Origin of the sequence: Chitinophaga sp. (assembly GCF_035538455.1) — a bacterium.
In the GTDB taxonomy this organism is placed as follows: domain Bacteria; phylum Bacteroidota; class Bacteroidia; order Chitinophagales; family Chitinophagaceae; genus Chitinophaga.
Genome location: NZ_DATLKJ010000227.1, coordinates 14763 through 40627 on the forward strand (window position 1 = coordinate 14763; position 25865 = coordinate 40627).

Here is a 25865-nt window from a genome sequence, read left to right on the forward strand (position 1 = left end):
AGCGTAAAATTACCAGGAACGCTTACCCACACTATGTTTGTCAGTTTTTGTCAACCCACATGCCGTTTTCCCTGATCAGGTTGATCAATTCATTTACGGCTACATCGCTGTTAAGCCCGCGTTTTACGATTTCTTTGCCTTTGTAGAGGGTGATCTTTCCTACGCCACTGCCTACATAACCGAAGTCGGCATCAGCCATTTCGCCGGGACCGTTTACAATACATCCCATGATCGCGATCTTCACGCCTTTGAGATGATGGGTAACGGCTCTGATGCGGGCGGTGGTCTCCTGGAGATCAAAGAGTGTGCGGCCGCAGGAAGGGCAGGAGATATATTCAGTTTTAGAAATACGGGTACGGGTAGCCTGCAATATGCCAAAGGCAATATTGTTCAGCGTAGTCTGCCGGGTAGCGTCCTGTTCCTGGTTGCTGAGCCATATGCCGTCGCCGAATCCGTCGAGCAGCAAAGCTCCGGCCTCGGTGGCATGATGGATCAGGTGCTCATCCATATTAGCATAGTTGCTGACGCTGTGGATAATAACGGGAACGGTTACCTGTTTCTCCCCCAGCAGTGCAAAAAGGCGTCTTACAGCAGCCATCGCATGGGTGCCGGTAGCAGTGGCCATCAACACAGTGCTGGCCGCAACGGCAGGATTGGTCAGCTTTTGCAGCAACTGCTCATTTTCAGTGCTGGTCAGCTCGGTACAATTGAATGCCACAAAGGACAGCTGGCCTGTCTGGTTGTTATGCAACGCCTGCACGTAATCAGCGGCGTTGTAATAGGGGAGGTAGTTTTCTTTGTCATTAAGGACCTCCCGGCTGGCGGCGTCCATCAACACTTTAAGCGTGCCTGGCAACGCAAAGGATGGAGCCAGTGTGCCGGTGTAGATGTAATCTGCGGCGGCGTCGGCAATGTTCCATTTGTCGCTGGGCTCATCATAGGTGTAGCCTATGCTGATCAGATCAGCCGGCTCCAGCTTGCTGTAACCGCTGTAGTCTGCCACCACCACAGGTACCTGCTTGTCGCCGATATTTCCTATGGTCGAGCTTTCCCTGCGCTTGTAAGAGAACGGTGACCAGGTAACCAGCTCAATAGCTGGTATCTTCGTTTGGTCGTTCCTGTTAGTATAGCGTTTTATGATGTCGCGGCATACCGGCAGCTCAAATTCAGGATCTTCAGTCAGTGAAACACGGATGGTATCGCCCACGCCATCTTCCAGCAATGTGCCTATACCAATGGCGGACTTGATACGCCCGTCTTCTCCGTCACCGGCTTCAGTAACGCCGAGATGGAGCGGGTAGCAGTGGCCCAGTTCCTGCTGCATGGTCTGCACCAGCAGCCGGTACGCCTGCACCATTACCTGCGGATTGCTGGCTTTCATGCTCAGCACAATGTTGCGGTACTGAAGATCCTCAGCAATACGGAGGAATTCCATAGCGCTTTCCACCATGCCCATTGGCGTGTCGCCATAGCGGCTCATGATGCGGTCGCTCAGTGAACCGTGGTTGGTGCCGATGCGCATGGCAGTACCATGTTCCTTACAGATGCTTACCAGCGGTGTAAATCTTTCGCGGATGCGGTCAATCTCCTCCTGGTATTCTGTATCAGTATATTCCAGTGTTTCGAATTTCTTTTTATCTACATAGTTCCCGGGGTTAATACGCACTTTTTCTACAATACGGGCAGCTATTTCCGCGGCATTGGGCGTAAAGTGTATATCGGCTACCAACGGAGTGGTGTAGCCTTGTTTCCGGAGCTCATTTTTTATATGTAGGAGATTTTCAGCTTCTTTTTTACTGGGGGCTGTAATGCGCACCAGTTCGGCACCCGCTTCTATACAGCGGATGGCCTGGGCCACGGTGGCAGCGGTATCCATCGTGTCGGTGGTGGTCATGGTCTGTATCCTGACCGGGTGGTGATTTCCTATCAGCAGATCGCCTACCTTTACTTCCAGCGTATCCAGTCTTTTATATTCTGTCAATGAGTTGCAATAAAGTTGCATATGTTATTTTTTTCCTGCTGCTGCAAAGTTAATAAACCTCAGGGGTAAAAAGACTGGAGGCTCCTGCTCCAGTCTTTTATTTGTGAACTCGGCATTCACTGACAGGAAATAAAAAATCCAAAAGCGATACTATATCACTTTTGGATTTGTATATAATAGATGAGTGAAAATGCTTACCAGTCTTTTTCTACAGGAACAGGTTGTCCTTTTACTTTCTTCGCTTTATCCTGTAACTTCTTCTCTTCCTGTGCTAACGCCTGTAACAGCCGTTCTGCTTCTTGTTTATTCATCTTGCTGGGCATCGGCTCGGGCTTCTGCTTCTCTTCCTGGTCTTTGTTCTTGTCTTTATTCTGCTGGTCTTTATTCTTGTCTTTGTTGTCCTTATTGTCCTTATTGTCTTTGTTCTGATCCTTGTTCTGTTGATCCTTATTCTTGTCCTGATCTTTGTTTTTGTCTTTCTGATCCTTGTTTTTATCCTTGTTCTTGTCTTTGTTTTTATCATTACCTCCGCCGTCGTTCTGCTGTTTCTTCAGCATCGTTTGTGCGTAGGCCAGGTTGTAGCGGGCATCTTCGTCAGCAGGATTGATTTTGAGCGCCTGTTTGTATGACTTGATGCTCTCTTCCCACTTCTTTGCCTCCATATAGGTATTCCCGATATTGTAGTCTGCGTTTGACTTTATATCTGGTTTGCCGTCCACTTTAAGACTGTTGGCATATTGCGCGCGGGCGTCATCATATCTCTTTTGCTGATAGAGAGAGTTGCCCAGGTTATAGCTGCTGATGGCAGACTGACCATTTTGTTCCAGCGCTTTCTTATAGTTAGCTTCCGCATCGGAGTATTGCTGCTTTTCGTAAAGGGCATTACCCTTGCGGATATATTTATTGACGCCGTTCTGTGCATAGGTACTGGTACCGGCAAGTACAGCGGCAATGATGAATAAGCAATATTTCAGACTAATTACTTTCATGGTCCTTCTTGTAAATTAAGCCGGCAGGGTATCGCGCCTGCGACGTATCTCGGGAATAAAAAATTCTATCAGCAGCAAAGCCAGGCTCACTCCCAGGAAATATTGAAAATAGCTGTTGTAATCCGTAAACACATTCTCTCCGAATTCTTTCTGCTCCATATTATCGATCTTGTTTACGAGGGTGGCTACCACTTCGTCGGTATTATTGTCCAGGTGCTGATATATACCTCTTCCCGCGGCTGCTATCCCCTTCAGCTCATTTTCATTGAGTTTGGAAATAACGGTGTTGCCTTCCCTGTCCTTTTTGTATCCTCCGGTTTCCGGATCAGGGAGTGGAGATCCGCTTACAGAGCCAATCCCGATGGTGTTGGTTACCACGCCGTTGTCAAAGGCCAGTTTGGTTTTCTGCAGGGCAGATTCATCGTGGTCTTCACCGTCGGAGATGATGATGAGTGCTTTATGTTTGCGTTCTTTTTTATTGAACGCTTCATCAGACACCTGTATTGCCTGCCCGATGGCGGTTCCCTGGGTAGGGATCATATCGGGGGAAACGGTGCTGAGATACATTTTGGCAGCAGAATAGTCAATAGTCAGCGGCATCTGGAGGTAAGCGTTACCAGCGAACACGACAAGACCTACGCGATCGTTGTCCAGCTTGTCCATCAGTTTACTGATAAGCTGCCTGGCGCGGGTAAGCCTGTCTGGTTGAATATCAGTTGCCAACATACTTTTACTCACATCAAGCGCTATCATCACATCCACGCCCTTCCGGGTGATCTTCTCCATGCGGCTGCCTTTCTGAAGGTTAGCGAGCCCCAATGCGCCAAAGAAGAAGGCCAGGAAGATGAGCAGGAATTTGAGTATGAACAGTTTGCGGGAGTAGCCACTGAAGAGCTTCTCCACCAGGGCCGGGTCGCCTATGCGGCGTATTGAGCGGCGCTTCCACCAGGAAACCCCCAGGAAAGCAAGTTGCAATACCAGCAGTAATACCAGCGCCCATAAATATTCACTATGCTGAAAACGTAACATATCCGATTTTAAACGATACCGGTTACATTAACCGGTAATATCTCAAAAATAATTTTTTTGTTACGTATTACAAGAGGAACTGAAGGGGTTTAGGGTTTTTTTAACCATTCCGTAAACTATTTAGGTATTTAGTTATTTAATAAATGCAGCGGAGATAATGGGTTATTGATTAAGCAATAACTGATCTCCGCTGCATTTATTAAATAACTAAATACCTAAATAAAAAAACACCTAAATATCTACATCTCTCCTTTGAAATATCCGGCATCTGTAAGGATATTCCGGAGGATGGTCATCCGGTTCTTCGACATATCAAAATTCGGGTCTTCTGTTTCGATATTGAGCACGAAGAAAGTTGGGTGCCTGTTTTCCTCGATCCAGCCTACTATCCAGCCCAGCTGTTTCACGTCATTGAAATCCCATCCGGTTTTATAGTAGAGGGAATACTGGGGCGTTTTTTCCATCAGCATCACATCCCGTACGGTTTTCATAGTGGTTTTGGCAAAAGGCAGCTGGTCAAAGTACAGCTTCTTCACAAAGCCCAGTTCTTCGTCGGGAGAGATCAGCAGGGAGTTGTCGAGCCAGAATGTGTCGATGCGGCTGATTTTCATGTTACCATATTTGATGGAGTCGAGCCAGAGCTGCATGGTCTGTTTGCCAATGCGGCGGGCCACCTCCTGATAATATGGTATCGCTGAGAGCTTGAATGCCTGTTGCATGCTGAGATCCTGGTTCCAGCTGGGGAACCTGCGGGTAACGCCATCCCAGGGGATTACCATGCTGGTATCTTTGATTACGCCTGTTTGCAGGCCCACCAGGGAGTTGAAGATCTTAAAGGTGGACGCCGGCTGGAAGCGTTGTTTAGCCCTGTCGAGGTTATACACGCGAAACTGGCCTTTACTGTTGTTAAATAACATAAAGGTGCCTTCCACTTTATACTGGGCAAAATACTTTTCCCAGTCTTTCTCTTCCTTCACATTGTTGGGCGCGCATGCCGCCAGGCTTACACCTATTACTAATAGTATCCAGCCAAAACGTTTCATCAGCATCATGATTTGATAAAATAATGAGCTGCAAAAGTAATGTGATTTTTTTTGATTGGTGTGAATCTGGCGATAGGCCGAAATAAATGCGTATGGCCCATCCAGAATCAATCTGAATGGGCCATACGCGCTTAATAATATCATTTATGACCCTTCCCGGCCGGAAATGACCACCCTAGAACACTGATCAGTACAGGAATACAGGAGTATAGGTGGACTTGATGCGGACTTGATATGGAGGTGATCCGGTCCATACCGGGTCATGATAAGTATAACTATTTGATTACGCCAAGTTCCTTACCTACCTTGGTAAAGGCGGTAATGGCTTTGTCCAGGTGTTCCTGTTCGTGTGCGGCGCTGAGCTGAACGCGGATACGTGCCTGGCCTTTCGGTACTACCGGGAAGAAGAAGCCAATTACATAGATACCTTCTTCCAGCAGTTTTTCAGACATTTTCTGGCTCAGTACAGCATCGTACAGCATTACCGGTACAATCGGATGATCGCCGGGTTTTATGTCGAAGCCCGCTTCCGTCATTTTGGTGCGGAAGTATTGGGTGTTGTATTCCAGTTTGTCGCGCAGGGCGGTGGTTTCGCTGAGCATATCCAGTACGGCTATGGAAGCGCCCACGATGCTAGGAGCAACGGAGTTGGAGAAGAGGTATGGGCGGCTACGCTGGCGCAGCATATCAATCACTTCTTTAGGACCGCTGGTGAAACCGCCGGAGGCACCGCCAAGGGCTTTACCCAGCGTACCGGTGATAATGTCTACGCGGCCCATTACATTTCGGTATTCATGTGTACCACGGCCGGTTTTGCCGAGGAAGCCGGAAGAGTGGCTTTCGTCAGACATTACGATGGCGTTGTATTTATCCGCGAGGTCACAGATCTTATCCAGCTGTGCAATAGTGCCATCCATGCTGAAAGATCCGTCAGTAACGATGATGCGGCTGCGGCAGTTTTTGGCTTCCTGTAGTTTGGTCTCCAGGTCTGCCATGTTGTTATGTTCATAGCGGAAACGCTGCGCTTTGCAAAGGCGTACGCCGTCTATAATAGAAGCATGGTTCAGGGCATCGGAGATGATAGCGTCCTGCTCGCCAAAAAGCGGCTCAAATACGCCACCATTAGCATCAAAGGCTGCCACATATAAAATAGTGTCTTCTGTTCCCAGGAATTTGGAGATCTTTTCTTCCAGTTCACGATGAATATCCTGTGTACCACATATGAAGCGGACGCTGCTCATGCCATATCCGTGTGTATCAATAGCTTCTTTGGCAGCTTTGATCACGGCAGGATGGGACGACAGCCCCAGATAGTTATTGGCGCAGAAATTAATTACAGTCTTACCGTTTACCTGTATCTCAGCTCCCTGCTCAGATGTAATAATACGTTCCTGCTTGTACAGGCCGGCTTTATTGATTTCTTCCAGTTCTTCCCGTAAACGGGCAGTAAACTTCTCGTTCATATGGTTATGATATTTTAACGTTGTCAAAGTTATGGCATTAAATGTATTACGATTCTTTATGCTGTAAATTACCCGCTGCCAGCGAGGTAAAAAGTTTGACCCAGGTGTAACATTTACCAGCCCCCCACCGTCATAATACTATCATGATTATAGACGCCATGTAGTGAAAAACTGAAAATCAACCTGATTACGGGAACGAGAAGAATGAAAGGACAGGTAAGTGGTTGATGATCAGTTTATAAAGGAACTGTTCCTACCATGCGCATTACAAAAATGGAATGCTGATTTCAAATAGGTGTGGGTAGAGTGGAATTGTCTATGATGGGTATTCAACTAAATGTCAGATCTTAGCACTAAAATCCCGCACCAACCTGAATGACGGAGAAGGAATTCAATAAATGTGTGGATCTGTATTCGGACAACGTGTTCCGCTTTATCGTAAAAAATCTGGATCACGCAGAAGATGCACGGGACGTAGTACAGAACGCATTCGAAATATTGTGGAAGCACTGCCAGGATGTGCCTTTTGAAAAGGCAAAATCATACCTGTTTACAGTTGCTTATCACAATATGATCGATCATGTGCGTAAGGTAAAGCGGATAACACTAGTAGATCAGTTTAAGGAAGAAGAGAAGATATCAGAACATAAAATTAATAATGCCCGGGAAGTGCTTGAAAAAGCCTTATCAAAACTCAGCGAAGTTCAGCGGTCCCTGGTTTTATTGAAGGATTACGAAGGATACAGTTATGAGGAAATAGGGGAAATTATGGAGCTTACACCGTCCCAGGTAAAAGTATACCTGCACAGGGCCAGGCTGCATCTTAAAAACTACCTCGTAAAAATGGAGAACGTTATATAATTTTATTTAATAGATAAATTCTTGGCTGTAGAGATTAACATATCAAATTATGAGTCTTACTTGCTCAGCTTCATAGATGGAGAGCTGAATGAGCAGGAACAGGCCGCGCTGGAGCAGTTCTTAGAAAACCATCCACAAATCAGGCATGAGCTTGAGTTGCTGGAGAATACGCGCATTGTACCTGACGACAGTATCATATTTGACAATAAATCCTTGCTGTACCGCGAAGAAACATCCATCCCGGCTGAATATCAGACGTTGATGATGGAGTATGCAGACAACGAATTGCCTGATGCCCAGGTTGCCAGCCTCAAAACCTGGCTGAATCAACATCCGGCAGCCCTGAAGGAACTGGAACATTTACAGGCCGCCAGGTTACAGCCAGATATTCACATTGTTTATCCCGATAAAGGAGAACTTTACCGCCATCGCTCAAGACGAATGCACCCTGCCATCTGGTGGAGCGCAGCCGCAGCCGTAGTGGCAGGTTTTGTTATATGGTTGCTCCCCGCTGGTACTCACCAACAACCACCGTCTATGGTAGCTGCGGTGAAAGAAGCAGATGTGAAACCGCATTCATTACCGGATACGCCGCCTGCATCCCAGCCATCGCCAGACCAAGGCAACAACATAACGATAGCCGAAGCGGTTCCAAAGAAAACAGGCACAGTCACACTGCCTTCAAGAAAAAACAACGCTGTATTATCAGCACATCAACCGGTAAAGGCGCCCGTCACCGCCGTCGCCCAGCATCCGGCCAAAGCCGAAGCTCCGACTATCCCGCAGTTGCCTCCACCGCGGAATACTTCTGATGAAGTAGTTGAAAAACACCTGCAACAGAATAACAATAATAACACTGCCAGCATCGCCGGCATTAACAACGATAAGCCGGATGTTAACGATGCTTCCGGAAAAGAAGCTTTACTTGCTGTCAATACCCCCGCGATTAAAAACATTGCTCCGCCTCCTCCTGCAACAGCCCCTGAACCGGCTTCTGTAAAAGGAGAGCTGATTATGTCTGTAAGCGGAAGCGACAGTAAGCTGCTTGATAAAGTGACTAACGTGGCGAAGCTCTTTTCCCGCAGGAAGAATAAATAATATTAATTCATGGTAACTGTTTATGAAGCATAGAATTTTACTCTGTTTGTTATTGGTCTTTGGTAGTATCCTGGCTCATGCACAAAAAAATGTGAATGCGCTGGCTACACCCGCCCCTCCCGATACAATCCAGATCAAGGGATTAATTATTATCAAAGGGAAAAATGAAAGAGGACGTACCAGTTATAAATTTTATCACGATACTGCCTACACGCGTAATAAACTGAAGAAAAATCTGCAAACCAGGTGGTTCGTGTTTGATATTGGCTTCAATAACTTTATCGACAGAAGTGAATACGGCGGTGCGGGCTATCTCTCCCGCTATCCTAACACCACCAGTTTTTATACAGATGGAATGCCTACTACCAAACGGTATGATTACTCTCCCGCCGGGCTGGCTACCTTTGCACCCAGGGGAGGAAGTGAACCTTTAACTCCTGCTGAATTTAAACTTATCACCGGAAAATCGATCAATTTTAATATCTGGTTATTCCAGCAGCGATTAAACATAACAAAACACAAGCTAAACTTGTTATATGCTCTGGGGCTTGAAATGAACAATTTCCGATATGCCAGAAATATTACCTATGTACCGGGATATTCAACAACGATCATACGCGATTCTGTTGAATTCTCTAAGAATAAACTCTTTGCGGAGTACGTAACAGTACCCGTTATGCTCAGCTTCAATTCTAACCCGGCCCGCCCCGGCAGAGCATTCCAGTTGAGCTTTGGCGTTACCGGAGGCTATCTTATCAAATCCAGGACAAAGCAGATAAGTGAAGAAAGAGGTAAGGTAAGAAAGACCGATGATTTCAATCTTAATAAGTGGCGTTTTGGCCTGACAAGTGAAATCGGCTATGGGCTGGTGAAACTGTACGGTAACTTTGCGCTGACACCGTTGCACGACTACGGCCTGCAACAATATCCGTTCTCCATAGGACTGCGGGTGCACGGATTCTAAGTTTTTTGACCAGATCTCTAAATTGTGATTATGCGATCTTTTGCTACTTTGTTGGCATGTATTGGATGTATTGCTTGGGCTCATTCCTATGACTATCGTTTACTTGGTGTAAAATCTGCCGTCAATGCGGAAAACCCGGCTCAGCTGCCGGTTGATGTAGCCACGGTTCCGGCCCCATCATTAAATACGTCAGCTCCCACAGTGATACAGCCACTTCAAGTCACTCCGGAAATCAAATCAAAAATGCCTGCTATCGCTTCTTCCCGCAATAGAGGTAAGCATGTGAGAAAAGCAAAGCCTCACAGGCTGCTGGGAGACTCTCTCCTGAATAACATCGCAGTGGTTCGAAGATCAGGCCTTCTGCTGGAGAATCTCAATCCCTGATCAAACACTGCCTTCCAACCCCTAGATAAGTATCATGCCCCATTTCCTCACTGGTTCAATCGGTTGAAAAACCGGCAGGGCTTGCCGTTTATACAAATCTGGATGAAATACTGCCGTATTTTTTCCACTTCGGTTATATTTGGTAACATTTTTTCATAAACCAACATTAAAACCTTATGAATTGCTTCAAACAAGCCGCACTATTTCTGCTGTTGGCCGGAAGCCTGCAAACAGCGGGAGCACAGGGGAAATATCAATGGAAAGAAGCCAGCTCGGGAGGGTACAACTACAGGTATGTTACCAACGACCCTATGAAGGCACGCTTCTACACGCTGAAAAACGGACTCACCGTTATATTGAGTGTGAATAAAAAAGAACCACGCATCCAGACCCTCATCGGTACGAGAGCCGGTAGCAACAACGATCCTAAAGATCATACAGGGCTGGCTCACTACCTTGAGCACCTACTGTTCAAGGGCACTGAGAAGTTCGGCTCGCTGGACTGGTCAAAAGAAAAGCCCTATATCGATAAGATCGATAACCTGTACGACAAATACAATAAAACCACTGATCCTATTGCCCGTAAGGCGGTGTATCATGAGATAGACAGCATATCCGGTGTTGCAGCCAAATATGCCATCGCCAATGAATACGATAAAATGATGGCAGGCATGGGCGCACAGGGAACTAATGCCCATACCTGGGTAGAAGAAACGATCTACGAAGAAGATATTCCTTCCAATGCTGTAGATAAATATCTGGCTGTGCAGGCTGAGCGCTTCAAAGATCCGGTGTTTCGCCTCTTCCACACTGAGCTTGAAGCCGTTTACGAAGAAAAGAACCGAGGGCTTGACAACGACGGTCGTAAAGTGTATGAAACAATGCTCACTGCATTATTCCCTACACATAACTATGGCCAGCAATCTACCATCGGTACTATTGAGCACCTGAAAAATCCCAACCTTAAAGCTATTCGCGCTTTCTACAATGAATACTATGTTCCCAACAACATGGCCATTGTAATGGCAGGTGATTTCGATCCCGACTACGTGATTAAAACGCTTGACCAACGCTTTGCTTATATGAAAGCCAAGCCGGTTAAAGAATATAAACCTGCTCCGGAAGCGCCTATTTCTGCTCCGATCGTAAAAGAAGTGTTCGGTCCGGATGCGGAAAGTGTAAACATCGTTTTCAGATTACCTGGTGCGCTGGACGTAAAAGCCAACATGATTCTCAACGTACTGTCGGGTATTCTCCAGAACGGAAAGGCAGGTCTCTTCGATCTTAATGTTAATAAACAACAGAAAGTACTTAGCGCAAGCGCAGGAACATTGAGCCTGAAGGACTACGCTGTACTTAACCTCGCTGGAAAAGCCAAACAGGATCAGTCACTGGATGACGTGAAATCAATATTGCTTGGTCAGTTAGATATCCTTAAGAAAGGAGACTTCGATGAATCACTGGTAAAAGCTATTGTTAACAACGCTAAGCTCGATGAGCTGCAAGGCCTGGAAAGCAATGGCAACCGTGCTAACAGCATCATGGATGGATTTATTAAAAGCAGGGGTACCAACTGGGTATATGATGTTTCTCTTATCGATGATATGAGCAAGGTTACCAAACAACAGGTGGTGGATTTTGCCAACAAATACCTGGGCAACAACTATGTGCTGGTATACAAACGCAAAGGTGAAGACAAGGATATCAAAAAGGTAGAAAAGCCTGCCATTACTCCGGTTGAGGTGAACCGCGACGCACAGTCTCCTTTCCTGCTGAGCATCGGCTCCATGCCTGCTACGCCTGTTAGTCCGCAATGGCTGGATTATGCAAAAGACATCCAGACTGCCCCAATTGGTAACACTAACATAATGTACGTGCAGAATAAAGATAATGGTCTGTTCCGCCTCTACTATCGCTTTGATATGGGTAGCTGGAACAACAAGAAACTGCCGCTGGCTTCACAGTATCTGCAATTCCTGGGTACCGACAAATATTCTTCACAGGAAATCAGCAAACAGTTTTACAACATTGCATGTAACTTCAGCGTAGGTGCTTCCAGCGAAAATACCACCATTACTATCAGTGGTCTCCAGGAAAACTTCGATAAAGCAGTTACCCTGTTTGAACACCTGATTGCTAACTGTAAACCTGATGAAGCTGCACTGGCTGCTCTGAAAGCCCGTACGCTCAAATCCCGTGCAGACAGCAAGCTGAATAAAGGTTCTATTATGAGAGGGGTGGTTGCTTACGCTATGTATGGTGCTAAAAATCCGTTCAATAACCAGCTTGGTGACGCTGAATTGAATGCCATTACTGCAGAGGAATTAACTAACATGCTCCATGAGCTGCCTTCTTACAAACACGCTGTTATCTACTATGGTCCTGAGCCACTGGAAACCATTGCAGGTAATGTGAAAAAATTACACACACTACCTGGCAGCTTTAAAGAACTGCCAGCTGCAATACATTTTGCAAAGGACAACCAGGATCAGAACAAAGTGCTGTTTGCCGACTACGATATGGTGCAGACAGAAGTGAACTGGGTGAGGAACGGACAGGTGTATGATCCGTCCAACACCGCAATTATCGGTCTGTTCAACAACTATTTCGGAGGTGGCATGGGTTCCATTGTATTTCAGACGATCCGCGAATCCAAGGCGCTGGCTTATTCTACTTATGCATTCTACTCTTCTCCTGATAAAAAAGGAGAGCGTTATTCAGAAGTGGCCTATGTGGGTAGCCAGGCTGACAAAATGGACGAAGCAATAAAAGGTATGAACGAATTGCTCAATGATGTTCCCCGTTCTGATAAACTGTTTGAAACAGCGAGGCTGTCCATGAAACAGGATATTGAAACTGAACGCATCACCAAAGACGGTATCATTTTCAGCTATCTGGCTGCACAGAAACTCGGATTGGATACCGATATCCGCAAACAGGTGTATGAATCTATCGACAAGCTGAATTTCAATGATATTAAGAAATTCCACGAAGAGCATATTGCCAAGAAACCTTACACCTACTGTGTTGTAGCTTCTGAAAAGAAGATCAGCCTGGATGATCTGAAGAAGATCGGAGATGTAAAGAAACTGTCTCTCAATGAAATTTTCGGATACTAATACCGACGTTAAATAAAAGACCGGAAACGCGCTGTGAAATTTCACGGCGCGTTTTTCTTTACAATAAATCTTTGCCCTTCATCGTTATCATCATATTTGATTGCCCTATGAAGAAGTGCCGCTTTGCGTGGTATGCCGCTATGTTGATGCTGTTGTTGCCACTGTCCGGTTTTGTCCGGAACAATACAGATCTGTACAATGTGAAGCTGACAACCGGGAGTATAGATCCGGATAAGATCTTTTTATTGATTGACAAAAGTGATTATCGTCTGTATGTGTATGAAGACGTAACGTTGCGAAAAATCTACAAAGTGGTGTTTGGTAACCGTGATCAAACGGATAAACTGACAGAGGGCGACCGTAAAACACCGGAAGGAACATTTCATATACAAAGCAAACGCTTTGATAACCGCTGGACCCGCTTCCTGTTGCTGGACTATCCCAATGAAGATTCCTGGGAGAAATTTCATCAGCGGCAGTCTGCCGGGAGGGTATCGCAGGAAGCTACAATTGGTGGTGGTATTGGTATTCATGGTGTGGAATATGCATCGGGTATCCGCGACAATTATGTGGAGGGCCGTATTAACTGGACGCTTGGGTGTATCAGTATGAAGGATGCAGATGTAGTTGAGTTGTATGAAATAATTAAAGTAGGAACGCCAGTTGTAATACGCCGGTAAAAAGGGAAAGATTTTTGCGGCATTTTATACAAGTGACTTCCTGTGACAGCAACGGGCTGTAATTTTGAATCAGATGGCATCTAGTGGCGCAGCGGCTATTGTCACTGCATCATGACTCCAATATATATATGGCGGGTCAGATCCTGTGAAGAGCGCGCTCCACTCGTATGGTGCGCGCTTTTTTTATTGATTTACAAAATCTTTTACTGCCTGTTTCCACTTACCGGGATCTTTCACACAAAATGACTGATGACCAGCATCTTCAAAAATGTATAGTTTCTTCTGCGTGCTGGCAAGGTGAGTAAATACCTGTTGCGTTTCGGTTGCGGTAACGCGATTGTCCTGTCTGCCCCAGCAGTATAATACAGGCATATGTATCTGCTTTGCATATATCTCCGGTTTATAGTTGAATCCCCAGAAGCCTAGTTCCAGGCCTCCCCAGAATGTAAGCAGCTGGGAGAGGGGAGTACCGGGCAGGTGTACGGCACGCATCCTGCTTTTCACTGCATCCACCAGCGTGGCGAAAGGTGTTTCCAGCATAATTTTTTGCGGAGTAAGATGGTATTCGGGTACTGCCTTCAGGATGGCGGCCGCCCCCATGCTCATTCCCCAGAGTATAACTGGTTGTGGCGTTCTGCGGGTAACATAATCCCATGCAAGTTTCACATCTTCAGCCTCTTTGTACCCGATGCTGCAGGCACTGCCCTCGCTGTTGCCGTGGGCGCGGAAGTCCAGCAAGAATGTATTGTAACCCAGCTCCCTGAAGTAGGCAGCTTCGGGGAGTTTATGTCCTTTGTTGCTGCCATAACCGTGAAAGAGGATTACAGTGCCGTGTGGCTGTGATACGGGTATCCACCAGCCTTCCAGGTGCAGGTCGTTGCTTGTGGTGAGATGTACTGTTTCATAAGGCGCGGCTGGAGTATCCGTAATAATGGGTTTGGATAAACGAACACCGAAGAGGATCATTTGTGTTTTCTCGCCCACACTCATTTCTTCCGGCTTTTTGTTGTGATGGGCAGCGTCGTTGTAGAAGTGTGTAAACTTCCAGGCATGGAAGGCGCTGATAAAATTGAGTAAAACAAACAGGGAGAAGAAGGTCCAGGCAAGGCGCTTCATGATTGTGATTTTTGTGATTTGTTTGATTATCCTGATAGCGAAGATAGTAAAGGGTGATTAGTATTGGAGGATTGGTTGAAATATGATGGTAAAGAAAAACCCCATCCGGAAAGCCGTCCGGATGGGGATATAAAATTTGTCAGACTACATTATTGAAACTTCATCTGATATTCCCAACAATAATTCATTGTCATCAGTACATCGTCAGCAACCAATCATAGCTACAGTTTGCCTTGTTTGATTTCTTCTACTACACTGGGGTCCAGCAGGGTAGAGATATCGCCCAGGTGTTCGAAATCATTTTCGGCCACTTTGCGGAGGATACGTCTCATGATCTTACCGGAACGGGTTTTAGGCAAACCGCTTACGAACTGGATCTTATCTGGTTTGGCGATAGCGCCGATGATACGGGACACCGTTTGTGCGATGTCTTTCTTAGTTAGTTCTGTATCATGCTGTTGCGCCTGTTTTTCCAGGATAACATATGCATAGATGCCCTGACCTTTGATTTCGTGTGGATAGCCTACCACGGCGCTTTCTATAACACCTGCGTGCATATTGATAGCGTTTTCCACTTCTGCGGTACCGATACGGTGACCGCTTACGTTCAGCACATCGTCTACGCGGCCGGTGATGCGGTAGTAGCCGTCTTCATCACGCAGACAGCCGTCTCCGGTGAAGTAGAGGTTTTCGTATGTAGAGAAATAGTTTTTGCGGAAGCGTTCATGATCGCCGTAGGTAGTACGGAGCATACCGGGCCAGGGGAACTTGATACAGAGGTTTCCGCTTACGCCGTTGCCGGTTACTTCTTTTCCGTTTTCGTCCACCAGTACCAGTTGTACGCCTGGCAGGGGGAGAGTGGCATAGCCTGGTTTTTCTTTGGTGATGCCGGCAATAGGGGTGATCATGATACCGCCGGTTTCAGTTTGCCACCAGGTGTCTACAATCGGGCATTTACCCTTACCGATATTGTCTTTAAACCAATGCCATGCTTCTTCATTGATGGGCTCACCAACACTACCCAGCTTTTTGAGAGAGCTGAGGTCCTTATGATTTACCGGACCAAGTCCGAAGCCCATCAGGCTACGGATAGCGGTAGGTGCAGTATACAGTATATCGACACGGTATTTATCTGTGATTTCCCAGAGTCTGCCTGCGTCAGGATAGGTAGGCATACCTTCAAACATCAGGGTAGTGGCGCCTGCGCTGAGCGGGCCATACACGATATAGCTGTGGCCTGTAATCCAGCCGATGTCGGCAGTACAGAAGAATACTTCTCCGGGTTGGTATTGGAAGGTGTTTACGAAAGTGTAGTTGGCGTACACCATGTATCCGGCACAGGTGTGTACCACGCCTTTAGGTTTGCCGGTAGAGCCGGAGGTATAGAGGATGAAGAGCATGTCTTCAGCATCCATTTCTTCGGCGGGGCAGGGAGGGTTGCCCAGTGTTTCAACCTGTTTGATCTCGTCTTCCCACCATACGTCGCGGCCTTTCAGCATGCTGACAGGAGTGCGGGTGCGGGTGCATACGATTACTTTTTTAACGGAAGGGCAAACCATGAGGGCATCGTCTATAACGGCCTTCAGAGCAATATCCTTGTTACCGCGGTAAGCGCCGTCGCAGGTGATTACCAGGCTGCACTGGGCATCCTGTATCCTGTCTGCAATGGACTGGGCACTGAAACCACCAAACACAACGGAGTGGATGGCACCTATGCGGGCGCAGGCCAGCACGGCTATTGCCAGTTCGGGGATCATGCCCATATAGATGCAGACACGGTCACCTTTTTTAACGCCGTTATTTTTCAGTACGTTGGCGAACTGACATACTTTATTATAGAGGTCGCGGTAAGTGATAACACGGTGATGTTCTTCGGGGTCGTTGGGTTCCCAGATAATTGCCGGTTTGTTGCCAAGTGTGCCGAGATGGCGGTCGAGGCAGTTTTCTGTGATGTTGAGTTTGGCTCCGGAGAACCATTTGATTTCGGGGTCTTTGAAGCTCCAATCTAAAACTTTATCCCATTTTCTGCGCCAGTAGAAGTGATCTGCTACATTAGCCCAGAATCCTTCCGGGTCCATAACGCTTTGCTGGTAAGCTTCCTGGTATTCTTCCTGTGTCTTAATCTGGTATGGGTACGACATAGCACCTCAATAATTTTTTAGTTAAAATATGATGGTATCCTTAACGGGGGATAAATTTAAGAAAAAGGTTATGGTTTAATAGAAAAAATCTAAAAATCAGATTAAAAACATAATCGTTTATCAAAGATCAATGGATTCTATACATCAAAAATTCAATATAAAAGGATCAGCAGCCAGACAGAGATCCTGAAATCCGCTGTGCTGGCCGCTGACCGGGAGAGTCCCTCTCATGAGCTGGCATTTATCCTAATAGATGATAAGCATTTTGCAATCACGCTTTCCTGTACTTCTCCATGTAATCCCAGGCACTGGTATACACTTCTTTCATGATGTCGATGATCTTTTCTTTTTCTGCATTACTAAGTGCCGGAATGATCCTGCTTTTGTCAGTCAGACTTGGCTTGTCCCTGCCTCTCATCTTGCGATAAAAGGTGGGCATGCTCCAATTACACTCTTCGCATACTTTTTCCCTGAATGTAGCTGGAAGAGAAGAAAATTTTTCGTGAATGTCCATCAACACGCTTATTGTTTCTGTGCTCATAGCGGGTGGTTTAAATTGGTTATTTGAAAAGGTTAACAAATTGGAAGATGATGGTTTTGTAACATATTAATAACATTTTTTGGTGTAAGCAAATGTATTTATAAATATGCAAATTATCAATATAAAATAGTCTCTTCTAATAAAAAATACCAACCACCTGAAACGTTGTGTAGTAAATGGTTATAGCAAATATCAATGTGAGATGGGTGCTCATTTTTACGGTGCCTTATGTATGTTTACTATACATTTTTTTACCGCTATTTTTTTATATTTTCATGTGGTAATTATGGTGATCATCATGTAACAATTTTTACTGCTTCTTATTTGCGTGTATACATTACAGTTAGTAATGAGTGCAGAGTGATACGTCAGAGAGCCGGTAACAAATTTTTTATTCGTTTTAACTGATTTTTGTACGAAATGAAAGATTTATTGTTATATTATACCATAAAATGGTAATGATAATGCCAGGGGATGGCAGATTCATCGCTGTCAGACAGTATTAATAAAAACGTTTTCATGATGCAGTCGAGTCTGATACATATGGGTCAGCGGTTAAAGCAGATACTCAAACAGAAGAAGATCAAGATCGTGGACTTTGCCAAGATGGCGGGGTTTACCAATCAGATAGCCCATTACCATTTGCGGAAGAGTGATATGAAACGTTCTACCATGGAGCGTTTTTGTACTCTTATCGGGATTGGTCCAGAAGAGTTTATCCGGTGGAACGGGGCCATGCAGGTAAGCAGTGGGGAGCAAGTGCATCACGGGCAGCGCCTGCAACATATCATTGCGGAGAAGGGGCTTAACAAAAGCCGTCTGGCAGAGCGCCTGGGAATGAGCCGGCGAACGATGTATAATGTGTTTGCCAAGGAGGTCTTTTCGCCTGATGAGCTGGACAGGGTGGCAAAGGGATTGGACATGACCACCGAAACATTTCTGAATCCCGGTAATGTGCAGGAGGCAAGGTATACTGATAGTGAGGAAATGATGCTGATGAGAGAAAAGTATTATAAGCTGTTGGAGGAGCACAATAATCTCCTTAAAAGCTACGCTGCTCTGAAGGATGAATTAATAAAGCTCAAAAAAGAAATCGCCCTGCTTAAAAAGCAAGGGTTGAGAAAAGCCTGATACCTGCTGTTTTCTGCGGAAGAAAAAGTTTGGGGTTAACGGGCAGAATTAAACTGTCTCAACTTCTTTCAGGGAGAAAACATCCGCTACATCATTCCAGTTGTTGACTCTTTTATAATCAATGAGGTTGGTATTGTGTGGTGCGGTAAACAACAGTCTTTCTCCTTTGAAGTACCGCAGGTTTTTATCATGGTCATCAATCATATAGTCTGCATCCACAATTGTTTTGGACCCGCAGAACACAATGTTTTTCCAGCTGATGAATGGGAAGTGTTCATTGAGCCATGCAAGTTTCTCGGCCAAGGAAAGTGGAAATTCCATTGCAGCAGACACAATAAATACTTCATGATCCTCCATTAATGCCTTGATTACTTCCTGGCTTCCTGGCATCACCGGCGCCGTTCTGAAAAATCCCGGTGTATTCAAATACTTTAATACAGCTCCTTCTACCGGGAAGCCATTGCCTTCCGGTATTCCATTCAGGGTAGCTGGATCTATCCTGATCCCATGCTCGTCTTCATAGTAGTTCAGATAATGTTGGGTGAGGTCTGCCATTACATTATCCATATCAATTACAATCCTTGCCATATTTTGCTGTTTTTTGCAAAGATATGCTATTTTGTGCTAATTGTTGCAATATGTTTCATAATATTGCAGAAAATAGCAACCATTATGCTGAAAGAGGAACGGTTTGATTATATACTGAAGAAGCTGCAGACGGACCAGAAAGTGTTACAGACCGAGCTTAGCAGTGATCTGCAGGTGTCGGAAGATACGGTGCGCCGGGATCTGGAAGTGCTTGCACAAAGTGGGCAGCTTATAAAAGTAAGGGGAGGAGCGATACCACATTCTCCCAATCCTTATTCATTCAAAGAGCGTAGCCGCTATCATGAGGACGATAAAAAGGATATTGCCCGCAAGGCTTTGTCATTTCTCAAAAATGGACAGACCATTCTCATGGATGGAGGAACTACCACGCTGACCCTTGTTACTCTCTTTCCACCTACATTGCACATTACGGTGATTACCAACAGTGTGCCGATTGTTGCGCAGCTTATAGAGCACCCGACTGTAGAGGTGGTGTTTACCGGAGGGTTGATTGGCAAAAACTCTCGCACGGCAGGGGGGATGGATACTATCCGGATGTTGCAGAAAGTGCGGGCCGATATTTGCTTCCTGGGTATTTGCAGTATACATCCTGATGCGGGTGTTACCGGTCTGGATCTTAATGAAGCGGATGTGAAAAGTGTGATGGTGCAATCGTCTAATAAAGCGATAGCCCTGGCTACCAGTGATAAAATGGGTACAGCGGAGCCTTATAAAGTATGCAATATAACGGAGCTGGATACAATCGTTACTGATAAGCCGGATCTGTCATTGTTTAAGCCTTATATCAATCTGGGCATTGAGGTTCTTTAATACAATTTATTTTTAGCAGCAGATGATACAGGAATTACCTATAACCGTTGTCTTTAAAAGGAGCGCCCGCATAGCAGTGAGCGCGTTGTTCTTTCTTACGGGTTTGTGCTTTGCCAGCTGGGCTTCCCGCATACCGGATATTCAGCAAGCGTTGGGTCTTAATGATGCGGGGCTTGGCAGTGTATTGCTTGCCTTGCCGGTAGGCTCGATTATATCCCTGCCGATTGCAGGTATACTGGTTTCAAAATTTGGTAGCCGGCAGGTACTGATTATTGCTGCTGTGGCTTATGCAGCGTTGCTGCCGGTGTTGGGGCTGGCGCATACAGCCTGGGAGTTGATTGCTTTCCTGGTGATGTTCGGTTTTTGCGGCAACCTGGCCAACATTGCTGTAAACACGCAGGCTGTGGCGGTGGAAGCTATGTACGGACGTTCGATCATGGCTTCATTCCATGGGTTGTGGAGTGTGGCTGGCTTTACAGGAGCGGCTATAGGAGCGGCTATGAGTGGATGGCATGTAGCGCCGGTATATCATTTCCTCGTCATTACAGCTATGTCATGGACTATTGTATTATTCACTATGCGGCGTATTGTGCAGCAGGATGCCAATCTGCAGGCCAACCAGCCATTATTTGCAAAACCTGATCTTTTCCTGCTGACTCTGGGTATTATTGCTATGTGCTCTATGATATGCGAGGGTACTATGTTTGACTGGAGCGGGGTATATTTCAGAAGAGTGGTGCAGGTGCGCGACGGTCTGTCTGGTGCTGGTTACGCAGCATTTATGAGCACGATGGCTTCTGGCCGCTTCGTGGCCGACTGGCTGACAACGCGGCTCGGTGTTAAGAAAATGCTGCTGATCAGCGGCTTGCTTACGGCTGCTGGTTTGTTGGTGGCGGTGATCTTCCCTTATTTTTATCCGGCGATGTTTGGTTTTATGTTGGTGGGTGCAGGCGTGTCGGCTGTGGTACCACTGGTATATAGTGCTGCCGGCAAATCAAAAATATTGTCTCCGGGGATGGCGCTGGCAACTGTTTCCACTATTGGCTTCCTGGGTTTTCTCTTTGGGCCGCCGCTGATTGGTTTTGTAGCACAGGCTACCAGCCTTGCGGTATCTTTTACCCTGATCGCTGTAATGGGAGCTGCTATAGCCGTGATGTCCACCCGCATGAAATTATAGGATCTGTCAGCACGCTGCCTGGTTATGCCCGGGTAGTGTGCTGAACAACATTTCATCTCCCCGGTAATCTATCATCAGGAGATAGTTATCTCTTTTCTTTTCGACAGCAGGTATATTCATATTGGAAAGTGCTTCCAGTAGCGGTTCCGGATCATGTTCAAAAGGTATCAGCCTTATCAGCGGATGGGTGGCTTCCTCATAAACTTCCTTCATCAGCATATCTTTCTGTAAAAACTTCAACTCATTTATAGCAGCTTCCATAGCCAGGATCTCTTGCAGATAAGGTTTATGGAGACTACCTGCATTCAGTTTCTGCTGAAGGAATGCCGTGAATATTTCTATTTCATGTTTAAACTGCAAACCAGAGGTGGAATATTCAGACCAGCATTCTTCGGCGAGCGGCACCAGCAAATCGCCCAGTAACAGGCAGGTGTATGGCATTAGGGTATAAACTGGCGTGATCCTGTTAACGCGGTACAGGGTGCAGCTTACAGACATACCTTTCTGGTATAATACTGTGCGCAGCCGCATATTTTCCAGTATTGTGAGATCATATCTGCTTAATATACTTTCAGGATGGTGTCTTGCTTCCACGCAGAGTTGAGGAGAAGCGATAAGATCTGTTAGTGCGCGCTGAAATGATAACAGTGACATATTGATACAGTTCAGGTATGATAAAGGTTCCATGCTGCCCTGGCCTTTTCAAGCTCTTTCGTAATTCCATCAAATTGAAGCAGGTGGAAATAAGATTCATGAAACTCGAAAGTGATACCACATAAATTGGGCACTAACGGTAGCGTATATCCCAAAAGCTCCCATACAGCCGGAGGACAAGGACCTGCGTGGGAATCGGTATACATGCCTCCCATTTCATTACCGCCCGCAATGTGTATTTCAATGACTTTGTCCAGCTCCAGTTGTGAGATGAATTCTTTGGCGCTAAAACCATGATTAACAGCATTGGTGTATACATTATGAATATCCAGCAACATACCGCAGGATGTTTCATTTGACAACTCATTCAGGAAATCTGGTTCGCTGAGCTCCTGATCCGGAAGGTCAATGAAGTATACGTTGTTTTCTACGAGAAAAGGCACATCAATACAACGTTTGATGGCGTTGATACGGCCTCCTATCATATCCAGTACTTCGTAATCGTAAGGTACTGGAACAGCCAGGCCGGCATTATGTTCATGCTGCTGGTTGTCGTGCACTTTCACAAATGAAAGATGGTCGCTGTGCCATGCAAAATGATAACGCTGGTGCCATTCCTGCATCTGACGCAGGTAAACCCGGTCGAAGATACCTGCACTACCCAGTGAATAAGAGATATTGTGTGATGTGAGCGGGTATTGTGCGGCGAATTGGTCCAGTACTTTTATCCAGGAAGGGATCTCCCGGAATCTGGATGGATGACCTGTGCCGAGATCTGTCCAGAACATGTCTGGTATTATTTCAATATAATCGCAGGCATCGGGATGTGCTTCCAGGTATAAATCCAGCGAGGGGTTGTAAAGCAAGCCTATTCCCAGTTTACGAACCTGCTGGTTGTAGAGATGGCTGATATGATTGGATACGGATGTTTGTAACATGGCTGAGCATTTTAAGATATCGTTCTGCCCGTTGAACAGGCGGAACGGTACAGCTGAGTCAATGGCTGACGGAGGCCATTTTGTCAAGATCTACTTTGATAACGTTTTCCAGTTGTTCGCGAATGTTGAAGTGAAGGCCAGATAAGCATGCCTGGCAGCCTCTTGGGTTGATTTTGGGGCCTAGCTGCTTATGAACATAAGCCTGTAATTTCACAACATCTTCTGTGGAGGTACCTTTCGGTACTGTGAGGAGCACATGACCGTTAGCTCCGTAATGAACTTCGGCGGTACGCATAATGCATATATTTTTGGGGTTACTGAAAATATTGGAATATAATTCCGTGTCTCTTCGCAGTATCAGTGCCTTGCTCTCAGTGTGTAAACAGTTTAACGCAGACAATAAAGTTAGGATAATATAGGGAGATGGAGAAACGTATTTATACTGGAAATAAATGCCTGTATTAACCACAATGAGGGTGTTGGACGATGGCTCTTTTATTATAGAGTATTTTAATGTCAATAAATTCTTTTCGCGTTTTCGAAAATTAATTATGAATCAAATAGTGAAATCACGTAACTTTGCACGATTTTTTTGTCCCCTTCAATGGCATGAAAATCAATGTGGTTTTTCATTTTCAATAGATTACACAAATGCCAAAAGACTCATCTATCAAATCTGTTCTCATTATTGGTTCTGGTCCTATCATTATTGGGCAGGCTTGCGAATTTGACTATTCCGGATCCCAGGCGGCACGTTCGCTGAGGGAAGAGGGAATTAAAGTGATATTGATTAATTCCAATCCGGCTACCATCATGACCGATCCGATGATGGCCGACAGGGTTTATTTGCTGCCATTGACGGTGGAAAGCATTGAACAGATTCTGGAAGAAAATCAGATAGATGCCGTATTACCCACAATGGGCGGCCAGACAGCGCTGAACCTGTGTAAAGAGGTGGATGAGCTGGGAATATGGGAGAAATATAATGTTCGCCTGATTGGTGTGGACATTAAAGCGATTGATAAAGCGGAAGACCGTGAACAGTTCCGCCAGTGGATGATCCAGCTTGGTGTTCCGGTGGCTCCTGCCAGAACAGCTAACTCCTTCCTGGAAGGTAAAGAGTTTGCTCAGGAAATCGGTTTCCCGCTGGTGATACGTCCTTCCTTTACGCTTGGAGGTACCGGTGGCGGTTTCGTGCATAGTAAAGATGAGTTGGATGAAGCACTGGACCGTGGTCTGAAGGCTTCTCCTATCCATGAAGTACTGGTGGAGAAGGCAGTATTGGGATGGAAAGAGTTTGAACTGGAACTGTTGCGTGATAAAAACAATAACGTAGTGATCATCTGTACTGTTGAAAACCTTGATCCAATGGGTATTCACACGGGTGATTCCATCACGGTAGCACCGGCTATGACCCTGAGTGATACAGCGTTTCAGGACATGCGTAACAAGGCGATGATGATGATGCGCGACCTCGGCAACTTTGCCGGAGGCTGTAATGTACAGTTCTCTCTGAATCCTGAAAATGAAGAGCTCATTGCGATTGAGATCAACCCGCGTGTGAGCCGTTCATCTGCACTGGCATCCAAAGCTACAGGTTACCCGATTGCTAAGATCGCTGCGAAACTGGCTATTGGATATACACTGGACGAGCTTGAAAACCAGATCACCAGAACTACTTCTGCATTTTTTGAGCCAGCACTTGACTATGTAATCGTGAAGATGCCGCGCTGGAACTTTGATAAATTCAAGGGTGCAGACGATACATTGGGTCTCCAGATGAAATCAGTAGGTGAGGTAATGGCTATCGGGCGCACTTTCCCAGAAGCGCTGCAGAAGGCTTGCCAGAGCCTCGAGAACGATGCACTGGGTCTCGGTTACTACGGTAAGTCATTGCTGAAAAGTGAGCAACTCCTCGAAAAGCTGAAACGCCCTACCTGGGATCGTATTTTCCGTATTAAAGACGCACTGATGGCAGGAGTATCGGTAAAGCACATTCATCAGCTTACTTATATCGACCGCTGGTTCCTGCATCAGATACAGGATATTGTGAATCTCGAAAAAGAACTGCTGGAGCATGACCTGGAAAGCATTCCTGTGGACATGCTGAGAGACGCCAAGAAAATGGGCTTCTCTGATAAACAACTGGCAGTATTGTTTGGCAATTGTGAAGAAGAAGAAGTTTACGAAAAGCGTAAAGGGCACAACATCGTCCGTACTTACAAAATGGTAGATACCTGCAGTGCTGAGTTTGAAGCTAAAACGCCTTACTTCTATTCTACTTTCGATACAGAGAATGAAAGCACGGTAACCGATAAGAAAAAGATCATCGTGTTAGGTTCCGGGCCGAACAGAATTGGCCAGGGTATTGAGTTTGACTACTGCTGTACACATGGCCTTCAGGCTATCCAGGATTGCGGTTATGAAGCCATCATGGTAAACTGTAACCCTGAAACAGTATCCACGGACTTCGACATGGCCAATAAACTTTACTTTGAGCCTGTGTTCTGGGAGCATCTGTGGGAAATCATAGAGCTGGAAAAACCAGAAGGAGTAATCGTTCAGCTGGGTGGACAAACTGCCCTGAAACTGGCCAAGCGTCTGGAAGAGAAAGGTATTAAGATCATCGGTACTTCCTTCGATAATATGGATATTGCCGAAGATCGCGGACGTTTCTCCGACATGCTTAAGGAGCTCAACATTCCTTATCCTAAATATGGAACAGCTTATAATACTGACGAAGCGATAGATGTTGCGAAAGAAGTTGGCTATCCGGTACTGGTGCGTCCTTCTTATGTGTTGGGCGGACAGCGCATGCGCATCGTGATCAACGAAGAAGAGCTGGAGGAATCAGTATTGAGTCTGCTCAAACATCTTCCGGGCAATAAGATCCTGGTTGATCACTTCCTGGATCGTTGTCAGGAAGCAGAGATTGACGGTATCTTTGACGGCACTGATTTTCATGTAATGGGTGTAATGGAGCACATTGAGCCTGCCGGTATTCATAGCGGCGATAGCCATGCACTGCTGCCAGCCTTCAATCTTACGCCGATCGAGGTAACCACTATGGAGTATTACGCAGAGAAAATTGCGCGTGCACTCAATATCCGTGGTCTGATCAACATTCAGTTTGCGAT

The 25865-nt window shown here is 45.9% G+C and carries 22 protein-coding genes; 10 read left to right on the plus strand and 12 right to left on the minus strand.

The features are described from left to right. Positions 1-40 precede the first annotated feature (40 nt). The 5 genes from ispG to kbl all read right to left on the minus strand — a co-directional run bounded on the left by ispG (position 41) and on the right by kbl (position 6505). Positions 41-2002: a (E)-4-hydroxy-3-methylbut-2-enyl-diphosphate synthase gene (ispG, locus tag VM802_RS26820; RefSeq protein ID WP_325536537.1), complete on the minus strand. Its 1962-nt coding sequence runs from the start codon at positions 2000-2002 to the stop codon at positions 41-43. Positions 2003-2175: 173 nt separating this feature from the next. Then, complete coding sequence (batC, locus tag VM802_RS26825) at positions 2176-2970, minus strand: TPR repeat aerotolerance protein BatC (protein WP_325536539.1); 795 nt, start codon at positions 2968-2970, stop codon at positions 2176-2178. 15 nt (positions 2971-2985) lie between these two features. Continuing rightward, positions 2986-3999, minus strand: a complete 1014-nt coding sequence (locus VM802_RS26830) for a VWA domain-containing protein (protein ID WP_325536541.1) — start codon at positions 3997-3999, stop codon at positions 2986-2988. Positions 4000-4238: 239 nt separating this feature from the next. Continuing rightward, a complete protein-coding gene (blaOXA, locus tag VM802_RS26835; protein WP_325536543.1) occupies positions 4239-5042 on the minus strand; it encodes a class D beta-lactamase in 804 nt (267 codons plus the stop codon). Between the two features lie 275 nt (positions 5043-5317). Further along, positions 5318-6505: a glycine C-acetyltransferase gene (gene kbl, locus VM802_RS26840; RefSeq protein ID WP_325536545.1), complete on the minus strand. Its 1188-nt coding sequence runs from the start codon at positions 6503-6505 to the stop codon at positions 5318-5320. A gap of 375 nt (positions 6506-6880) precedes the next feature. On the opposite strand from kbl, the gene VM802_RS26845 reads away from it, so the two are divergent. The 6 genes from VM802_RS26845 (at position 6881) to VM802_RS26870 (ending at position 13611) form a co-directional block, all read left to right on the plus strand. Continuing rightward, a complete protein-coding gene (locus tag VM802_RS26845; RefSeq protein WP_325536547.1) occupies positions 6881-7366 on the plus strand; it encodes an RNA polymerase sigma factor in 486 nt (161 codons plus the stop codon). Positions 7367-7426: 60 nt separating this feature from the next. Beyond that, on the plus strand, positions 7427-8464 hold the full coding sequence (locus VM802_RS26850; RefSeq protein WP_325536549.1) for an anti-sigma factor family protein: 1038 nt from the start codon (positions 7427-7429) through the stop codon (positions 8462-8464). Between the two features lie 22 nt (positions 8465-8486). Beyond that, a complete protein-coding gene (locus tag VM802_RS26855) occupies positions 8487-9428 on the plus strand; it encodes an outer membrane beta-barrel protein (protein ID WP_325536551.1) in 942 nt (313 codons plus the stop codon). A gap of 30 nt (positions 9429-9458) precedes the next feature. Further along, a complete protein-coding gene (locus VM802_RS26860; protein ID WP_325536553.1) occupies positions 9459-9812 on the plus strand; it encodes a hypothetical protein in 354 nt (117 codons plus the stop codon). Positions 9813-9988: 176 nt separating this feature from the next. Continuing rightward, entirely contained in the window at positions 9989-12931 is a 2943-nt protein-coding gene (locus VM802_RS26865; RefSeq protein ID WP_325536555.1) for a M16 family metallopeptidase, read from the plus strand. Positions 12932-13038: 107 nt separating this feature from the next. Continuing rightward, complete coding sequence (locus tag VM802_RS26870; protein WP_325536557.1) at positions 13039-13611, plus strand: L,D-transpeptidase family protein; 573 nt, start codon at positions 13039-13041, stop codon at positions 13609-13611. Between the two features lie 183 nt (positions 13612-13794). On the opposite strand, the gene VM802_RS26875 is transcribed toward VM802_RS26870, so the two are convergent. The 3 genes from VM802_RS26875 to VM802_RS26885 all read right to left on the minus strand — a co-directional run bounded on the left by VM802_RS26875 (position 13795) and on the right by VM802_RS26885 (position 17409). Next, positions 13795-14727, minus strand: a complete 933-nt coding sequence (locus tag VM802_RS26875) for an alpha/beta hydrolase (RefSeq protein WP_325536559.1) — start codon at positions 14725-14727, stop codon at positions 13795-13797. 221 nt (positions 14728-14948) lie between these two features. Beyond that, a complete protein-coding gene (gene acs / locus VM802_RS26880) occupies positions 14949-16868 on the minus strand; it encodes an acetate--CoA ligase (protein WP_325536561.1) in 1920 nt (639 codons plus the stop codon). Positions 16869-17139: 271 nt separating this feature from the next. Beyond that, a complete protein-coding gene (locus VM802_RS26885; protein ID WP_325536563.1) occupies positions 17140-17409 on the minus strand; it encodes a hypothetical protein in 270 nt (89 codons plus the stop codon). 519 nt (positions 17410-17928) lie between these two features. On the opposite strand from VM802_RS26885, the gene VM802_RS26890 reads away from it, so the two are divergent. Beyond that, the gene (locus VM802_RS26890; protein WP_325536565.1) at positions 17929-18540 is read left to right on the plus strand and encodes a helix-turn-helix domain-containing protein; all 612 of its coding nucleotides are present in this window, start codon (positions 17929-17931) and stop codon (positions 18538-18540) included. A gap of 48 nt (positions 18541-18588) precedes the next feature. Here the strand turns inward: VM802_RS26890 and VM802_RS26895 are convergent, their stop codons facing one another. Continuing rightward, complete coding sequence (locus VM802_RS26895) at positions 18589-19128, minus strand: 5' nucleotidase, NT5C type (RefSeq protein WP_325536567.1); 540 nt, start codon at positions 19126-19128, stop codon at positions 18589-18591. An 84-nt stretch (positions 19129-19212) separates the two neighbouring features. Here VM802_RS26895 and VM802_RS26900 point away from each other — a divergent pair, with 84 nt between their 5' ends. Together VM802_RS26900 and VM802_RS26905 are read left to right on the plus strand one after the other, a co-directional pair. Next, a complete protein-coding gene (locus VM802_RS26900; protein ID WP_325536569.1) occupies positions 19213-19959 on the plus strand; it encodes a DeoR/GlpR family DNA-binding transcription regulator in 747 nt (248 codons plus the stop codon). 22 nt (positions 19960-19981) lie between these two features. Continuing rightward, positions 19982-21136, plus strand: coding sequence for an MFS transporter (locus VM802_RS26905; RefSeq protein ID WP_325536571.1), 1155 nt, complete (start codon positions 19982-19984; stop codon positions 21134-21136). Between the two features lie 6 nt (positions 21137-21142). On the opposite strand, the gene VM802_RS26910 is transcribed toward VM802_RS26905, so the two are convergent. From VM802_RS26910 to VM802_RS26920, 3 genes are read right to left on the minus strand one after another with little or no spacing between them, the layout of a single operon-like run. Continuing rightward, complete coding sequence (locus VM802_RS26910; protein WP_325536573.1) at positions 21143-21823, minus strand: hypothetical protein; 681 nt, start codon at positions 21821-21823, stop codon at positions 21143-21145. Further along, complete coding sequence (locus VM802_RS26915; RefSeq protein ID WP_325536575.1) at positions 21802-22728, minus strand: MbnB/TglH/ChrH family RiPP precursor modification enzyme; 927 nt, start codon at positions 22726-22728, stop codon at positions 21802-21804. The genes VM802_RS26910 and VM802_RS26915 overlap by 22 nt, the downstream gene beginning before the upstream one ends. Positions 22729-22786: 58 nt before the next feature. After that, the gene (locus VM802_RS26920; protein WP_325536577.1) at positions 22787-23023 is read right to left on the minus strand and encodes a hypothetical protein; all 237 of its coding nucleotides are present in this window, start codon (positions 23021-23023) and stop codon (positions 22787-22789) included. Between the two features lie 356 nt (positions 23024-23379). Between VM802_RS26920 and carB the strand changes: the two genes are divergently transcribed. Further along, on the plus strand, positions 23380-25865 hold a 2486-nt coding region (gene carB, locus VM802_RS26925), incomplete at its 3' end, for a carbamoyl-phosphate synthase large subunit (RefSeq protein ID WP_325536579.1).

Bases quoted from the DNA above. Each gene is read 5' to 3' on its own strand.
- ispG (WP_325536537.1), bottom strand. From the start codon at position 2,002: ATGCAACTTTATTGCAACTCATTGACAGAATATAAAAGACTGGATACG.
- batC (WP_325536539.1), bottom strand. From the start codon at position 2,970: ATGAAAGTAATTAGTCTGAAATATTGCTTATTCATCATTGCCGCTGTA.
- VM802_RS26830 (WP_325536541.1), bottom strand. From the start codon at position 3,999: ATGTTACGTTTTCAGCATAGTGAATATTTATGGGCGCTGGTATTACTG.
- blaOXA (WP_325536543.1), bottom strand. From the start codon at position 5,042: ATGAAACGTTTTGGCTGGATACTATTAGTAATAGGTGTAAGCCTGGCG.
- kbl (WP_325536545.1), bottom strand. From the start codon at position 6,505: ATGAACGAGAAGTTTACTGCCCGTTTACGGGAAGAACTGGAAGAAATC.
- VM802_RS26845 (WP_325536547.1), top strand. From the start codon at position 6,881: ATGACGGAGAAGGAATTCAATAAATGTGTGGATCTGTATTCGGACAAC.
- VM802_RS26855 (WP_325536551.1), top strand. From the start codon at position 8,487: ATGAAGCATAGAATTTTACTCTGTTTGTTATTGGTCTTTGGTAGTATC.
- VM802_RS26860 (WP_325536553.1), top strand. From the start codon at position 9,459: ATGCGATCTTTTGCTACTTTGTTGGCATGTATTGGATGTATTGCTTGG.
- VM802_RS26865 (WP_325536555.1), top strand. From the start codon at position 9,989: ATGAATTGCTTCAAACAAGCCGCACTATTTCTGCTGTTGGCCGGAAGC.
- VM802_RS26870 (WP_325536557.1), top strand. From the start codon at position 13,039: ATGAAGAAGTGCCGCTTTGCGTGGTATGCCGCTATGTTGATGCTGTTG.
- VM802_RS26875 (WP_325536559.1), bottom strand. From the start codon at position 14,727: ATGAAGCGCCTTGCCTGGACCTTCTTCTCCCTGTTTGTTTTACTCAAT.
- acs (WP_325536561.1), bottom strand. From the start codon at position 16,868: ATGTCGTACCCATACCAGATTAAGACACAGGAAGAATACCAGGAAGCT.
- VM802_RS26885 (WP_325536563.1), bottom strand. From the start codon at position 17,409: ATGAGCACAGAAACAATAAGCGTGTTGATGGACATTCACGAAAAATTT.
- VM802_RS26890 (WP_325536565.1), top strand. From the start codon at position 17,929: ATGATGCAGTCGAGTCTGATACATATGGGTCAGCGGTTAAAGCAGATA.
- VM802_RS26895 (WP_325536567.1), bottom strand. From the start codon at position 19,128: ATGGCAAGGATTGTAATTGATATGGATAATGTAATGGCAGACCTCACC.
- VM802_RS26900 (WP_325536569.1), top strand. From the start codon at position 19,213: ATGCTGAAAGAGGAACGGTTTGATTATATACTGAAGAAGCTGCAGACG.
- VM802_RS26905 (WP_325536571.1), top strand. From the start codon at position 19,982: ATGATACAGGAATTACCTATAACCGTTGTCTTTAAAAGGAGCGCCCGC.
- VM802_RS26910 (WP_325536573.1), bottom strand. From the start codon at position 21,823: ATGGAACCTTTATCATACCTGAACTGTATCAATATGTCACTGTTATCA.
- VM802_RS26915 (WP_325536575.1), bottom strand. From the start codon at position 22,728: ATGTTACAAACATCCGTATCCAATCATATCAGCCATCTCTACAACCAG.
- VM802_RS26920 (WP_325536577.1), bottom strand. From the start codon at position 23,023: ATGCGTACCGCCGAAGTTCATTACGGAGCTAACGGTCATGTGCTCCTC.